At 52.9% G+C, this 14,623-nt stretch carries 17 protein-coding genes, 1 pseudogene and 1 riboswitch; of the genes and pseudogenes, 12 read left to right on the top strand and 6 right to left on the bottom strand.

The window, feature by feature from the left end:
- Positions 1–6: 6 nt before the first annotated feature.
- On the bottom strand, positions 7–909 hold the full coding sequence (locus tag WN59_RS10965; RefSeq protein WP_052747411.1) for an EamA family transporter: 903 nt from the start codon (positions 907–909) through the stop codon (positions 7–9).
- A 151-nt stretch (positions 910–1,060) separates the two neighbouring features.
- On the opposite strand from WN59_RS10965, the gene WN59_RS10960 reads away from it, so the two are divergent.
- The gene (locus tag WN59_RS10960; protein WP_046517309.1) at positions 1,061–1,621 is read left to right on the top strand and encodes a thioredoxin family protein; all 561 of its coding nucleotides are present in this window, start codon (positions 1,061–1,063) and stop codon (positions 1,619–1,621) included.
- A gap of 178 nt (positions 1,622–1,799) precedes the next feature.
- Here WN59_RS10960 and WN59_RS10955 read toward each other — a convergent pair whose 3' ends face one another.
- The 3 genes from WN59_RS10955 to WN59_RS10945 are packed head-to-tail and all read right to left on the bottom strand — an operon-like array spanning position 1,800 to position 3,734.
- Positions 1,800–2,282: a hypothetical protein gene (locus WN59_RS10955; RefSeq protein WP_046517132.1), complete on the bottom strand. Its 483-nt coding sequence runs from the start codon at positions 2,280–2,282 to the stop codon at positions 1,800–1,802.
- Positions 2,275–3,033, bottom strand: a complete 759-nt coding sequence (locus tag WN59_RS10950; protein ID WP_046517130.1) for an ABC transporter permease — start codon at positions 3,031–3,033, stop codon at positions 2,275–2,277. Before WN59_RS10950 ends, WN59_RS10955 begins: the two co-directional genes overlap by 8 nt.
- Entirely contained in the window at positions 3,030–3,734 is a 705-nt protein-coding gene (locus tag WN59_RS10945) for an ABC transporter ATP-binding protein (RefSeq protein ID WP_046517127.1), read from the bottom strand. Before WN59_RS10945 ends, WN59_RS10950 begins: the two co-directional genes overlap by 4 nt.
- 51 nt (positions 3,735–3,785) lie before the next feature.
- On the opposite strand from WN59_RS10945, the gene WN59_RS10940 reads away from it, so the two are divergent.
- The 6 genes and pseudogenes from WN59_RS10940 to WN59_RS13965 form a co-directional block, all read left to right on the top strand.
- Positions 3,786–4,634 carry a DUF72 domain-containing protein gene (locus WN59_RS10940; protein ID WP_046517125.1) on the top strand — a complete coding sequence of 283 codons (849 nt, stop codon included), beginning with the start codon at positions 3,786–3,788 and terminating at the stop codon, positions 4,632–4,634.
- A gap of 73 nt (positions 4,635–4,707) precedes the next feature.
- Positions 4,708–5,529 carry a sulfite exporter TauE/SafE family protein gene (locus tag WN59_RS10935; protein WP_046517122.1) on the top strand — a complete coding sequence of 274 codons (822 nt, stop codon included), beginning with the start codon at positions 4,708–4,710 and terminating at the stop codon, positions 5,527–5,529.
- A gap of 10 nt (positions 5,530–5,539) precedes the next feature.
- On the top strand, positions 5,540–6,856 hold the full coding sequence (locus tag WN59_RS10930; RefSeq protein WP_046517119.1) for a bifunctional metallophosphatase/5'-nucleotidase: 1,317 nt from the start codon (positions 5,540–5,542) through the stop codon (positions 6,854–6,856).
- 46 nt (positions 6,857–6,902) lie between these two features.
- Positions 6,903–7,067: riboswitch (Lysine riboswitch) on the top strand.
- 83 nt (positions 7,068–7,150) lie between these two features.
- Positions 7,151–8,734 (top strand): Na+/H+ antiporter NhaC family protein, encoded by a 1,584-nt coding sequence (locus WN59_RS10925; RefSeq protein WP_046517117.1) that lies wholly within the window; start codon positions 7,151–7,153, stop codon positions 8,732–8,734.
- A gap of 159 nt (positions 8,735–8,893) precedes the next feature.
- Positions 8,894–9,814: a lipoyl synthase gene (gene lipA, locus WN59_RS10920; RefSeq protein ID WP_017547964.1), complete on the top strand. Its 921-nt coding sequence runs from the start codon at positions 8,894–8,896 to the stop codon at positions 9,812–9,814.
- 4 nt (positions 9,815–9,818) lie between these two features.
- A pseudogene (locus WN59_RS13965) lies at positions 9,819–10,169 on the top strand (YutD family protein); the annotation flags it as partial.
- 564 nt (positions 10,170–10,733) lie between these two features.
- Here WN59_RS13965 and WN59_RS10905 read toward each other — a convergent pair.
- Complete coding sequence (locus WN59_RS10905) at positions 10,734–11,000, bottom strand: DUF3055 domain-containing protein (protein WP_046517110.1); 267 nt, start codon at positions 10,998–11,000, stop codon at positions 10,734–10,736.
- Positions 11,001–11,087: 87 nt separating this feature from the next.
- Here WN59_RS10905 and WN59_RS10900 point away from each other — a divergent pair, with 87 nt between their 5' ends.
- The 4 genes from WN59_RS10900 to WN59_RS10885 all read left to right on the top strand — a co-directional run bounded on the left by WN59_RS10900 (position 11,088) and on the right by WN59_RS10885 (position 13,893).
- On the top strand, positions 11,088–11,519 hold the full coding sequence (locus tag WN59_RS10900; protein ID WP_046517107.1) for a DUF86 domain-containing protein: 432 nt from the start codon (positions 11,088–11,090) through the stop codon (positions 11,517–11,519).
- Positions 11,512–12,273 (top strand): TIGR01457 family HAD-type hydrolase, encoded by a 762-nt coding sequence (locus tag WN59_RS10895; RefSeq protein WP_046517105.1) that lies wholly within the window; start codon positions 11,512–11,514, stop codon positions 12,271–12,273. Before WN59_RS10900 ends, WN59_RS10895 begins: the two co-directional genes overlap by 8 nt.
- Complete coding sequence (locus tag WN59_RS10890) at positions 12,274–13,230, top strand: 2-hydroxyacid dehydrogenase (RefSeq protein ID WP_046517103.1); 957 nt, start codon at positions 12,274–12,276, stop codon at positions 13,228–13,230.
- Between the two features lie 123 nt (positions 13,231–13,353).
- Positions 13,354–13,893: a biotin transporter BioY gene (locus tag WN59_RS10885; RefSeq protein WP_046517101.1), complete on the top strand. Its 540-nt coding sequence runs from the start codon at positions 13,354–13,356 to the stop codon at positions 13,891–13,893.
- A 35-nt stretch (positions 13,894–13,928) separates the two neighbouring features.
- Here WN59_RS10885 and WN59_RS10880 read toward each other — a convergent pair whose 3' ends face one another.
- Positions 13,929–14,240 (bottom strand): YuzD family protein, encoded by a 312-nt coding sequence (locus WN59_RS10880; protein ID WP_046517099.1) that lies wholly within the window; start codon positions 14,238–14,240, stop codon positions 13,929–13,931.
- A gap of 97 nt (positions 14,241–14,337) precedes the next feature.
- On the opposite strand from WN59_RS10880, the gene WN59_RS10875 reads away from it, so the two are divergent.
- Complete coding sequence (locus WN59_RS10875) at positions 14,338–14,580, top strand: NifU family protein (RefSeq protein ID WP_017547972.1); 243 nt, start codon at positions 14,338–14,340, stop codon at positions 14,578–14,580.
- The last annotated feature ends 43 nt before the right edge of the window (positions 14,581–14,623 follow it).

The raw sequence follows: 14,623 nt of genomic DNA, 5'->3' as shown, positions 1-14,623 counted from the left end.
TCTCTTTTATTCCCTGCGGCCGGTCGAGATGTATATCGCGATGCCGAGTATGATGACGATACCGATGACCTGGTAGATGCCCATGCTGACATTAAGCCATATGACAGAGCTCAAGACGGCGGAGACCGGCTCGATGATGCCGAGTATCCCGGCTTCCTTGGAAGACAGATGCTTCAGGCTGCTGATGTAGAGCAGGAAGGCGAGTGTCGTACCCAGGAGGACGGAGAGAATCAGAATGGCTGCGAGGCTGAAAGTCCAGTCGAAGTCTAGATCGAAATCCCACAGCGGATGGATGAAGTTCATCGCGATGCCGCCGATCAGCATCGAACCGCCGACCAGCTGGAGCGGGTGGAGGCGGTAAAGGAGTTTCTGTGCATGCAGTGTGTAGTAGGCGAGCGCGACGCCTGAAATCAGCCCCCAGATGAGAGCTGCCGGGGAGACGGCCATCCTGCCGAGATCGCCGCCTGTCGCGAGCAGTACGACACCGGCGATCATGCCGATGATGATGAATCCGTCGGCGCGGGACCATTTTGAGTACTTGCGGATGACGAGCCACATGATGATGTATATCGGGCCGGTATACTGGAGCACCGTCGCGATGGCGGCGTTGCCGTGGCCGATTGCGGCCATGAAGGAATACTGGACCATCGTCATGCCGAGCAGGCTGTAGACGAACAGCATGCCGAGTGTCTTCCGGTCCATCCGCACCGGCTGCTGTTTCCTCGAGAAGAGGGCATAGGCAAAGAGCAGTATGATGCCGCTCGCTGTCAGACGGAACGTGACATACCAGTCGACCGTCACAGGTGTATGCCTGAATATGTAATCCGCTGCAGTACCGCCGACGCCCCACAGCGCAGCTCCGATGATGACGAAGATCAGGCCCTGTATATGTCTCGAATTTTCATGCAAGCGAACCCCTCCTTTCCTGTGTTTATTCAAGGTTAGGATATAAATGTGAAAAACACAACATGAAATTCCGCCAAAAGCAAAAACGGCCGTAAGCAGCCGCTGATATGATAAGCTTGAACTGAGGAAAGAATATACAGTTGGAGGTATTGTGATGACAGAACTGGATAACTGGTTTGACAAGGCGATGAGTGCAGAGACCTACATCAGCAACATGGAAAAGCACAAGGAAAACCTGGAGAACGTCTTCAACAATTTTGCGATACCCGATGACGAGAATTTCTTCAGAAGGCTTGAGAATAAAAACCTGCGCGCCATCGTGATCACAGAAGACTGGTGCGGCGATGCGATGATGAATACACCGGTGCTTCTGCATCTGGCGAAGAAGAGCCATATGGAAGTCCGCATGCTGCTGCGGGATGACAACCTGGAGCTCATGGACCAGTATTTGACCAACGGAAAATCCCGTTCCATCCCGATCATCATCTTCATCGACCAAAACGGGGAGGAAGTCACACACTGGGGCCCGCGTTCCGGATTCGTGCAGGAGGAAGTCGACGCTATCATGTCGGGGCTGCCGGATAAAGAAGCCCCTGGCTACAAAGATAAATTCACCAAAAAGATCTCAACGCTGACCGCACGGTTTTCCACCGAAGCGGAACTGTGGCAGTCCGCCTACCGGAGCATGAAACAGGAACTGGAAGCGAATATTTGAGAAAACGCCCTGACGGGAGCAAGGTAACTGCTCCCGTCAGGGCGTTTAAGCGTTTATACAGGTGTTATGGGAAGCTGTGGCTTCACAATAGCCGATAAAGTGGCGTTATCGGCCATTGAAAACTTTCAATGGCCGGCAAACGGATTACCCGGGCATTAAAATATGCCGCGGCATATGCCTACTCGCTTTCTATCTTCTCTCCGGAGCCGTAGATTTCAAGGGAACTGAAATCTACGGCTTCTGTCTTGATGAAGGAGGTCGTCGGCACGGCAACTTCAGCGCATGTGACGTCTTCCGGGTCTTCGCCGCTCTCCACTACAGGGGTGAGTTCGAACATGAACCGGAGGGTGCCGTCTTCATTCACGAGGTCTTCCAGCAGGTACCCGCAGCCGTTTTCGACCATGGATACCTGGAAGAGGTGCTCTGAATCGAAGTCGACTGCATCGGGATCGATATCTGCTCCGGTCTGCTCTATGGCCATGCGGAGCATTTCCTCATCGGTGATCTGCTGGATGGAACTTGCGAAAGCGCCGGAATCTCCGGACTCTGTCTTGCCGATCACTTCGTAATCGATGCTGCTGCCGGCATCGCTGCATGCGGACAGAACTGCCGCGCTGCACAGAAACAATGAGCATAAAATAAAGCGTCTTATATCAATCATATTTCAACCCCACGAACTGCAGTTTTTTATTGAACAGTTTCGGATACGCCATGTAGCCGACCATGACGGATGCCATCGCTGCGTTGTTCAGTATCAGGAAGAGTATCAGGAGCTGGTACATCACGGCTTCAAGCGGATCGGCGCCGCCGATGATCAGACCGCTCATCATGCCCGGGAGCTGCACGAGCCCCATGGTCTTCTGCCCTTCGATCGTCGGAATCATGCTGGTCTGGATGGCGGAGCGGAGCGTCCTCTTTATCGCCATCTCTGGTCTGCCGCCCATGGACAGGATGAGTTCGATGGTTTCATCGCTGCGCTCGACTTCGTCCTTGAATTTATTCAGGAACAGAAGCGAGAGCACCATGCAGTTGCCGATGATCATGCCGCTGATCGGGATGATCTGCTCCGGCTCACGGGGAATGATTCCAAAGCCCAATAATATCAGCATTGAGAGTGATTCGACAGCAATAAGGGTAAAGAATACCATCCAGGTGATTCCGGGGATGCCCTCGCCTTTTTTGATGACGTTCTGGGTGGCGGCGCCGATCATGAGCATGATCATCAGGATGATATACACGGGATGGTCGGCTTCGAAGACGAATGTCAGTATATAACCGACGACCAGCAGCTGTATGATCGACCGTACCGTTGCGATGATGATATCCTTTTCAAGCCTGAGTTTCAGCCATAGCGTGAGGGCAAGCGGGATGGCGACGAAGATGAGTGACAGGGCGAGCTGTGAAAATGTCATAGGGCCTCACCCCTTACGAATTGTCTTATCTCCACATTATCCGATTCATCGATGAATGAGGCATCGCCGAATTCGATGAGTTCGCCGGCGCGTAAAAACCACATGTCATCACTCACCCGCCTTGCCTGGTCGAGGTCATGGGTGATCCAGATGACGGTGACTTTTTCCTCGCGCTGGAGCCGGACGACGAGCCGTTCTATTTCCTTCACCAATGTATAGTCTAGGCTTGATGTCACCTCGTCCAGCAGCAGGACGCGCGGCCGGTTGACGAAAGTCCGCGCAATCGAGACACGGCTCCGCTCACCGCCGGACAGTGATTTTACATTCTGGGTGAGCGGGATGTTTTCAAGGTCCACCATCTCAAGCAGGGATTTCGCACGTTCCCCGCTCAATGTATCCCCGAATATTTCACGGGGGAGGTTGAGATTGTCGAACACGGTGCCTGCAATCATCGGCGAGCTCTGGAATGCCATGCCGATCTCTTTGCGGAGTTCTATGATGTCGATATCCGCAAGGTTTTCCCCGCGGTAGTATATGTCGCCGCCGTCCGGCGAGAGCAGTCCGTTTATGTGTTTCAGGCATGTCGTCTTTCCGGCGCCGCTCGGTCCGACGAATGTCGTGATGCGGCTTTCCCTGAAATCGCCCGTAATATTATGGAGTATGCCGCCGTGGCTGACATTGTTGAATTTTATGATGCTCATGAGTAAGTGCCCCCCTGTAAAATTGTGTTACAATAAAGTAAGGTGATTTTAATGATTTATGCAGGACTGACTGGGTGGGGAGATCACCATGATCTCTACACAGATATTACCAATAAAAAAGATAAACTTGCTACATATTCATCCAATTTTCCGATTGTGGAGCTGGATGCGACCTATTATGCCATCCAGCGTACTTCAACCATCGAAAAATGGTGCAGTGAGACGCCGGAGAAATTCAGGTTCGTGGTCAAGGCCCATCAGTACATGACCGGCCACAGTGACTACCGTGACCATTACGATTCCATAAAGGATGTATTTGCCGCCTACCGCGACATGCTGCTGCCGATGGAGAAGGCGGGGAAGCTCGCTTTTGTACTGCTGCAGTTTCCGCCGTGGTTCGACTGTACCCACAAAAATATCCGCTATGTAAAATATGCCATTACGCAGCTCGTACCTTACAAGGTAGCCGTCGAGTTCAGGAACCAAACATGGTTTTCCGAAAACTACCGCGAGGAGACGCTCGATTTCCTCCACGCAAACGGTGCCATACACAGCATCTGTGATGAACCGCAGGCCGGCATCGGCAGCATCCCCTTCGTTGCGAGGGTGACCGACAGGATAGCCTTCATCAGGCTCCACGGCCGCAATACTCACGGGTGGACTCAAAAGGACAGGACGAGCGAGGAATGGCGCAATGTAAGGTATCTCTATGATTATAACAGAACTGAACTGGAGTGGCTGAAGCGTCAGGTTGAAATCCTGGCCCACAAGACAAAGGACATATACATCGTCTTCAACAACAATTCCGGCGGCCATGCCGCCGGCAATGCGCAGGATTTCCTGAAGATGATGAATATCAGATATGAAGGACTTTCGCCCAAGCAATTGAGATTGTTTTGATATCGGGACATCCTCCTGATGTACAAGCAGAGCCCTGCCTCCAGGCAGGCCGGGCTTTAAAGGAGAAAAGCCTATGGAATATCTCATATTGGTTTTAATCGGACTGCTGGCAGCGGCACTAGGCGCACTGATCGGCATCGGCGGCGGAGTGATCATCGTCCCGCTCCTCATCTTCTTCGGCATTGATATGGAAGTGCTGGACCGCATCACCCCGCAGACTGCTGTCGGGACATCGAGCCTTGTACTGATCGTCATCGGCCTGTCCGCAATGATGTCATACGGACGCAGCAATCAGCTGGACAAAAAGAACGGCACGCTCTTCCTGATAGGGATCATGCCCGGTGCGTTCGTCGGATCCTACGCGAGCCGGCTGTTCACAGCGGACAGCTTCAACCTGTATTTCGGACTGTTCCTGATGTTCCTGAGCACGATCCTCATCCTGAGGAACAGGATCAGGCCGATCACTTTATTCCAGGATGACCGCTATGTGAAACCGCACGTGGACCATATGGGGGAAGTGCACCATTACGGGTTTGCACCGTGGATTGCGGTCACCTCCACATTCATCGTCGGTTTCTTCACCGGCCTCTTCGGCATCGGCGGCGGGGCGCTGATGACACCGCTCATGCTGATCGCATTCCGGATGCCGGCCTCGATCGCCATCGGCACAAGCATGATGATGGTGTTCTTCTCGGGGCTCGCGGCAGCCTCGGGGCATGTGCTGCAGGGCAACGTCGACTACTGGTACGCAGCATTTATATTGCCCGCCGCTTTCCTGGGAGCGAAAATCGGAGTGTGGATCAACCAGAAGTTCAAATCCGACTCCCTTGTCGTCGTGCTGCGTACAGTGCTCATGCTGCTCGGCATATATATGATTTTACAGACAATCCTATAGAGGTGATCAGATGGAGATAAAACTTTTCCATACCAACGATGTGCACAGCCATCTGTACAACTATTTAAAAATAATGTCTTTTTTGAAGAATAAAAAGCGCCAGCACGGGGATAACATGGTCTATGTCGATCTCGGCGACCATGTCGACCGCTCCCACCCCTATACCGAAGCGACACTCGGCAAAGGGAATGTAGAGCTCCTCAATGAGGCGGGGTGCGAGGTGGCTACGATCGGCAACAACGAAGGCATCACGCTGCAGAAGGAAGACCTGGAGACACTCTACGACGATGCGGATTTCGATGTCATCTGTGCCAACCTGCGTGAAGTGGGAAGCACCGATCCGTTCTTCAGACCGTATGTCATAAAGGAGATCCAGGGCATCAAATTCGGCTTCATCGCTGCGACAGTGGAATTCACGCCATTCTACAAGGCACTCGGCTGGGAAGTATCCGAAGCTTTCGACTGGGTGCTTGACGCCATCCGGGAGATCAATACGGAAGTCGACTGCATGGTGATGATGAGCCATCTCGGCCGCTATGATGATGAATCCCTTGCAATGATGTTCCCCGAGATAGACGTCATCCTGAGTTCGCATACCCATCACCATCTGCCTGAAGGCGAGTGGGTGGGCGATACGCTGCTTGCGGCTGCCGGGCGTTTCGGCGATTTCACCGGGGAGGTCACACTCAATTTCGAGGGCCCGGTGCTGACCCGGAAATCTGCAAAGCTGTACGAGACCGATCTGCTCTCAAGCGTTGATGACAACTATTATGATATCGGCAGGGAGAAGCTCCGGAGAGTGGTCGAGGAGGAGGCAAAACCGATTCCGCGCAGGCTTTATTCGGCAAGTGAGTTTGTCACACGTCTCGCCGCCATGGTGCAGGAATTTACACAGAGCGATGCAGGGCTTGTGCACACGGGACTCGTCGTGAAGTCTTTCGAAGGCGGGGAGCTGACGGACTACGATCTCCACAAAGTACTGCCGCACGCCATAAATGCGGTGCAGATAGAGCTGAGTGGACGCGAGCTGAAGGAAGTGTTCAACCAGGCGGCCAAACACGAATTCAAAGATGAAATCATCCGCGGGCTCGGCTTCAGGGGGGATATCTTCGGATGCTTCGTGCCCCATGGCATCAGCTATATCCAGTCCGAACGTGAATACTATGTCGGCGGCCGTCTTGTCGAGGACCGCGGGACATACACTCTCGGGACGCTCGACATGTATACGTTCGGCCGCATATTCCCGCAGTTCAGGTATTCGAAGAAGACGTACATGATGCCGGAATTCCTGCGGGACATCTATAAGAAGTACAACGGCAAAATCTAGTTGCGAAGTTTGAGGAATACTGCTATAATATCCATGTCAATTGAAGAATGAAAGTAGAGGTTGCACCTTTCAAAAGTACCCGGTGGAGCAGGCATGCTCTGAAGCCGCGGGAAAGGGGAAGCTGCCGAAGATCACCGTCCGGCGGGACGCTGATCTGGGACCGGGTTTAACAGATCCGGTACTGTCATTACGGTGATGCGCTACATTAATGTGATCCTGGACGTCACAGTGGCTGATTCTGTAATGCTGCTGTGGCGTCTTTTATTATTGAAAATATTCGACGGAGGTAAATAGATGGATACTATATTGAACTGGGAATACATATCGCTTGTTCCGCCGCTGCTCACACTGCTTCTGGTGGTGACAACACGCAAAGTCGGGCTGAGTCTCGGCATCGGGATCATCACTTCCGCTTTCCTTGTTGCAGAGGGCGGCATCGGGGGGACGATACGGACGGTGTGGGAATCGTTCGCGATGATTTTCGTTGTCGACGGGGCGATCAATACATGGAATGCGTTCATCCTCATCTTCCTGACATTCCTCGGCATGATGACTGCGTTCATGAATATGTCGGGGGGCGCGAGGGCGTTCACTGCCTGGGCGCTCACTAAAGTGAAGACAAGAAGGCAGGCGAACTTTGCCACGGGCCTCCTCGGCATCATCGTCTTCATCGACGACTATTTCAGTGCACTGATCGTCGGTCAGGTCGCAAAGCCGCTGACTGACAAATATCAGGTGTCGCGGGCGAAACTTGCCTACTTCATCGATACGACCGCTTCCCCTGTGTCGGTGATCGCACCGATTTCAAGCTGGGGCGCGGGAATCATGGGGCTGGTGGCACCGCTTCTTGCAGCCGGCGGCCTGGTTGCAGTGACGCCGTTCCAGGCATTCATCTACATGATCCCGATGAACCTTTACGTCCTGACGGCACTGGCGATGATGTTCATCGTCATCGCCACACGGTTTGACATCGGGCCGATGCGCAAGCAGGAAAGGCGGGCCATCGAAGACGGTGTGCTCGTTGAGAATGCGACGGAGGCACCGGGTGCGACAGATGAGGAACTGCCCGTACACGAAGAGAGTTCCCCGAAAGCACTGATCGTGCCGATCCTGGGGCTCGCTGTCACGGTGATCATCTCGATGCTTATCACCGGCGGTCTCGAAGGCGGGGAGTGGACGCTCCTCAGCATGTTCGAGAATACACTGGTTACCCATTCGCTCCTGATCGGCGGCGTTGTCGGCTTTGTCCTCAGCCTGCTCTATTTCTTCAGCTATACGCGTAAAAATAGCGACTTCGGCAAAACTGAAGTATGGCTCGGTGTCAAAACAGGATTCCTGGCGATGTTCCCGGCAATGCTTGTGTTGACACTGGCGTGGATGATTGGTGAACTGATTTCGGCCATCGGAACCGGTGAACTGCTCGGCGACATGGTCCAGCAGTCCAGCCTGCCGGTGAGTCTGCTGCCTGCTGTCGTATTTGCAGTGGCCTGCCTTATGGCGGTAGCGACGGGGACAAGCTGGGGATCCTTCGGCATACTGATCCCGATTGCCGGAGAAATCATGATTTCAATCGGTCAGACTGACCTTCTGCTGCCTGCGATTGCAGCGATTCTCGCGGGGTCGGTGTTCGGTGACCACTGTTCACCGATCTCGGACTCCACTATCCTGTCATCGACGGGGGCGGGCTGTAACCATATTGTACATGTCATGACCCAGCTGCCCTATGCATTGCTGTCAGCGACGATTGCACTGGCCGGGTACATCGTACTCGGAATCACGACAAGCGTATGGCTTGCGCTTGGCACGATTATCGTACTGCTCGCAGTTGTGACGGTTATATCAAAATTCGTCTATTCACCGATTGTCAAAAAAGTTTAATAATTTCATGATTCCCCGCATGGCAGCTGCCATGCGGGGTTTAAAATTAAAATCCATCTTGAAAATGAGGGATATAGCCATATATTGAAATTCTTTGTCTCATGAAAGTGCCAAGTATGCTAATATGGGGATAACTTTTCTTATGGGGGGCTTAACTGCATGGCTACTAAAAATGAAGAAATTCTGAGAAAACCGGATTGGCTTAAAATAAGACTGAATACGAACAAGAACTACACCGGCCTGAAGAAAATGATGAGAGAGAAGGGCTTACATACTGTATGCGAAGAAGCGAAGTGTCCGAACATCCACGAATGCTGGGCTGAAAGGCGTACTGCGACATTCATGATCCTGGGTGCAGTCTGCACCCGTGCCTGCAGATTTTGTGCAGTCAAGACGGGTCTGCCGAACGAACTGGATTGGGATGAACCGAACCGGGTGGCTGAATCAGTCAAACTGATGAACCTTAAGCACGTTGTCATCACAGCTGTTGCAAGGGATGACCTGAAAGATGCAGGGTCAAGAGTGTATGCTGAAACTGTCAAACGTGTAAGAGAAGAGAATCCATATACGACCATTGAAGTGCTGCCGTCCGATATGGGTGGTGAATTCGATAACCTGAAGACCCTGATGGATGCAAAACCGGATATCATGAACCATAATATCGAAACAGTCGAACGCCTGACACCGAAAGTGAGGGCAAAGGCGAAATACTGGAGAACGATGGAGTTCCTGAAACGGGCCAAAGAGATCAACCCTGACATCCCGACGAAATCAAGCATCATGGTCGGCCTCGGTGAAACTGTCGAGGAACTCCATCAGACGATGGATGACCTGAGAGCGCACAATGTGGATATACTGACAATCGGACAGTATCTGCAGCCGTCCAGGAAACATCTGAACGTACAGAAATACTACACGCCGCTTGAGTTCGGCAAATTGAGGAAAGCAGCCATGGAAAAAGGCTTCAAACACTGTGAGGCAGGCCCTATGGTCCGTTCAAGCTACCATGCCGACGAACAAGTCAATGCTGCAGCACGGGCCAAGCAGGCTAAAGGTGATGAACTGTTGAAAGGTGAGTAACACTATGATTACGATAGATCATATGCATTTTGAAATCATTGAGAACTACAGGGACGCATTCGACGAGGAGCAGTTCCGGGATAAATACAGCGAAGTTCTTAACAAATATGATTATATCGTCGGGGACATCGGCTACGAAAAGCTGAGACTGGCCGGCTTCTTCAGAGATGACAAGGCAAAAGCCGACCGCGACAAGAAATTCAGTGCAGTCCAGGATTACCTGTACGAATACTGCAACTTCGGATGCGCCTATTTCGTGCTGAGAAAAGTGCCGAAATCCGAAATCAAAGAGATGAAGGAACAGGGTGAATTCGAAGAGCCGGTGGCGGGGGAGACACCTGTTTCAGACCCGAAGGCATCCGACGGAAATGTGACGGAGGCCGACAGGCCCGAATCCGCCGGCGGCGCCGGTGAAGGTGGTGCATCGAGGGAGCAGAAGGATGTCCCGAAAGAGCAGGGCAGAGGAAACAGGCAGTCCAGACGCAAAAAACCATCACGCGGCAAAAAGAAGCCGGGTCAGCAGAAGGGAAAGCAAAACAGCAGCCAGAAACCTTCGGGGAAAACACTGGCAGAACACCAGTCACCCAAAAACCCGGATTAAGGGAAGCGGCGCCATGCGAAAATGCAGGGCGCCGCTTGTTTTTTTATATATAGTCGTGGTTTCCCGGACACGGCGGAAGTCACGGTGTCCGCCAAATGGGTTTCCCGGACACGGCGGAAGTCACGGTGTCCGTCAAATGGGTTTCCCGGACACGGCGGAAGTCACGGTGTCCGCCAAATGGGTTTCCCGGACACGGCGGAAGTCACGGTGTCCGCCAAATGGGTTTCCCGGACACGGCGGAAGTCACGGTGTCCGCCAAATGGGTTTCCCGGACACGGCGGAAGTCGCGGTGTCCGCCAGAAAGGACCAAGCCCCGGCCTAGACGATTATCTCGTTCAGGAAGCCTTCGACTTCCCCCGCCTCATCGTCATCGAGCCCGAGGATGTGGGCGATGTAGCCTTCCTCTTCCAGGTCGTCGGGGCCGATGATGCCGAACTTGCTGCTCTGTGTGTTGAGCACCAGGCTTTTGCCGAAGTAGCGGTCGGATTTTATGATTGCGAGGTCGTAGCGGCCGTGTTCGCCGACGAATCCGACGAATCGTGTCTGTGTGTCTTCTGTATCATCGTATAGATAAAAGTCGATCAAAGGGTTCGCCTCCAGTTCAAGTATGTTTAAATTATGCTATCATATAATTATACTATACTAAAGAACACTGGAATAGGAGTGGCAGCAATGTATTTCGTAGATAAAGAGGTGCTCCTCGGACGCCTCGAATATATCGACGGCCTGACTGAAGAGTACACCCGGACCGAAGGCCTTGCGCTGGAGCGCGCCTCCCAGATGCTGATCGAGTCGGTGGTCGATGTGGGGAACATGATCATCGACGGGTTCATACTCCGCGACCCGGGGAGCTACCAGGATGTGATGGACATCATGGAGACCGAAGGGGTGATCCCCTCTGAAGATAACGAAAGATTCAAGGCGACGTTCAAATGGCGTGTGGAGCTGACGCGCAATTATACTTCCATTGACCACGCCGGGATGAAGGGGGATTTCAAAGAAAACCTCTCCGCGTACCGTGACTTCAGGAAGAATGTCTATGCATTCTTCGAAAATGAAGGCCAGGCGATCACCGCCTTCAAGGGGGATCAGCACGATGTATAAGGGCTATCTCATCGACCTTGACGGAACGATGTACAACGGGACGGCCGTCATCGACGGGGCGGTGGACTTTATTGACCGGCTGAATGAAGAGAGCATCCCCTATGTGTTCCTGACGAACAATGCGACGAAGACACAGGTGGAAGCGGCGCAGAAACTGCTGGATATGGGGTTTGATATCCAGCCCGAGACGCTCTATACGTCGTCGATGGCGACAGCCGCCTATCTCAGGGAGACTGCCCCCGGCGCCTCGGTCTATGTCATCGGCACGGACAGTCTGAAAGGGACGATTGAAGCATCGGGCCTCACCGTCACTGACAGCGATGCCGATTATGTAGTGATGGGTCTCGATCCTGGAATCAACTATGAAAAGCTCTCGAAAGGGACGCTCATGATCAATGCCGGCGCCCGGTTCATCGCCACGAACCCGGACAAAAAGTTCCCGACTGAAAAAGGGTTCGTGCCGGGCAATGGTTCGCTTGTTTCCGTACTGACTGTTGCGACAGGCATCGAGCCGGTCATAATCGGCAAGCCGGAGGGCATCATACTGGAATCCGCAGTATCTGCGCTGGGCCTGCCGAAAGAGGACGTCCTCATGGTCGGCGACAATTACGATACGGATATATTGACAGGGATCAACGGCGGAGTGGATACTTTACATGTCAACACGGGCGTCACCCCGAAAGAGGATGTGGAAGGGAAAACGCACCCGCCGACATATATGATTGATAACTTAAAGGAATGGAGTGTCAGGTAGTTGAAAAAGATAGTCATAACAAGAAACATCAACCCGGATATTGTAGACAAGCTGCGCAAAGACTTCGAGGTGTCGGTCTGGGAAGAGGACCAGAAGCCGATGCCGCGTGAAAAATTCCTTGAAGAGACGAAAGATGCCCATGCGGTGCTCTCGATGCTGAGCGATAAAGTCGACGAAGAGTTCCTGTCGAATGCGCCGGAGCTGAAGGTTGTTGCCAACCTCGCGGTTGGCTTCGACAATATCGACCTTGATGCAGCCCGGCGCCATGAAGTGGTGATCACAAACACTCCGGATGTGCTCACCGAAACGACTGCCGAGCTCGCATTCACGCTGATGCTCGTTTCAGCACGCAAAGTGCTCGCGGCCAATAAAGAGCTCATGGAAGGCGGCTGGTCCGGCTGGAGTCCGTACCACATGGCCGGCACCGATGTCTTCGGCAAGACGGTCGGAATCTTCGGGATGGGCTCCATCGGCGCCGCCTTTGCTAGACGCCTCGCCGGGTTCAGATCGAACATCCTGTACCATAACAGATCGGAATCAGGGGCGGCGGATGACCTCGGCGCGAAACTGGTCAGCTTCGATGAGCTGCTCAGCGAGTCGGATTTCGTACTGTGTGCAGCACCGCTCACTGAAGAGACGAAGCACAAATTCGATGCGGAAGCTTTCGGTAAGATGAAGGATACGGCGCACTTCATCAACATCGGCCGCGGCGCCCATGTCGTTGAGGACGATCTGGCAGAAGCCGTCAGAACGGGAGTGATCGCCGGCGCGGCGCTTGATGTGTTTGAAAATGAACCGATCGGTGCGGACCATCAGTTTGTCGGGCTGGACAACATGACGCTGCTGCCGCACATCGGCAGTGCATCGGTCGCAACCCGCAACAACATGATGAACCTGTGCGTAAACAATATCATGGAGGTGCTGAACGGCGGCAGGCCGATCACACCGGTAGGATGAAAAGGTCCCCGGCGACGGGGGCTTTATTCAGAACCTAATTGTCAACCTTATTTATAAAATGGTTAACAATTAACCGGCGGAGTGATATAATATGGATATCATACATAAAAAGGGGTTCATCATATGAAGACGAAACATCTGATTTACGCAGCACTTTTTGCAGCACTGATAGCGGTGGGGGCGCAGATCAGGATTCCGATCGGGCCGGTGCCGGTCACATTCCAGGTACCGATGGTGCTGCTCGCAGGCTTCCTGCTCGGTCCGAAGCTCGGTGCGCTGAGCACAACCGTATACATGCTCGTGGGGCTCGTCGGTGTCCCGGTGTTTGCAGGATCCGGCGGCATCGGTTCGCTCATGTCGCCGTCATTCGGCTTTGTCATCGGCTTTATCCCCGCAGCATTCATCGCCGGTCTCGGTGCGGGAGATGGCAGGAGCCTTCTAAAGACGGCAGGTTTCGGAATGATTGCGCTTCTCGTCATCTATGTATCCGGGCTTCTTTACTTCGTATTCATCATGAACCAGGTGATCGGCACGCCGGTCGGTCTTGCGGAAGCCCTTATGCTGACCGTGGTGCCTTTCGTCATCAAGGATACGATCATCACCGTGCTTACGGCCATGTTCGGCAAAACGCTCTACAGGCGGGGACTCAGGCCGGCAATATGAGAAAGATCCTCCGGGCACCGCACCGGAGGATCTTTCTATGCCGTTTTGCTGTCCATCCATTTCTGGATCGGCTTCAGCTGGACGTAGCCGTCCTGCACGATTTCATCATTGATGGCGACGAGGGGATAGAAGAGCTCGTCATCGTTGATGCGTCCGATGATTTCCTCGTCGTAGTCAGACAGGTTTTCATCACGGTCCATATCGATATAGTTGAAGTGCAGGTCATGGTCCGGATACTTCCGTCCGAGCACTGCCTCGAGCCAGTCATACGTATCTTTTGAACCCGGCGCATTGACGCAGCTTGCACAGATGACATCACGGCCATAGACATTGACAACATATTTCATTTGAAACTACTCCTTTCAGATGATGGATTTTTTCTTCTGTATCCATTATAATATAGATACAAGAATTTGCGTAAGAATTGATAGGGAGTGAACTGCAATGACAACTGGACAGGATACAATGTTCGAACAGGTTGATGACGTTTTAGATAAATTGCGCCCGTTCCTGCTTAGGGACGGAGGAGACTGCGAACTCGTGGATGTGGAGGACGGCATCGTGAAACTCCGCCTTCTCGGTGCATGCGGTACATGCCCGAGTTCCACAATCACACTCAAAGCAGGCATCGAGCGTGCCCTGCTTGAAGAAGTTCCGGGCTTCGTCGAAGTCGAACAGGTTTTCTAAGTAATATCATTTTTGACATAACAAGAGCCCTCGGCAGAAACTG

The organism is Salinicoccus sediminis (assembly GCF_000986795.1).
In the GTDB taxonomy this organism is placed as follows: domain Bacteria; phylum Bacillota; class Bacilli; order Staphylococcales; family Salinicoccaceae; genus Salinicoccus; species Salinicoccus sediminis.
Note: the sequence above shows the minus strand (reverse complement) of the source record. Positions and strands in the feature narration are given on the sequence as shown.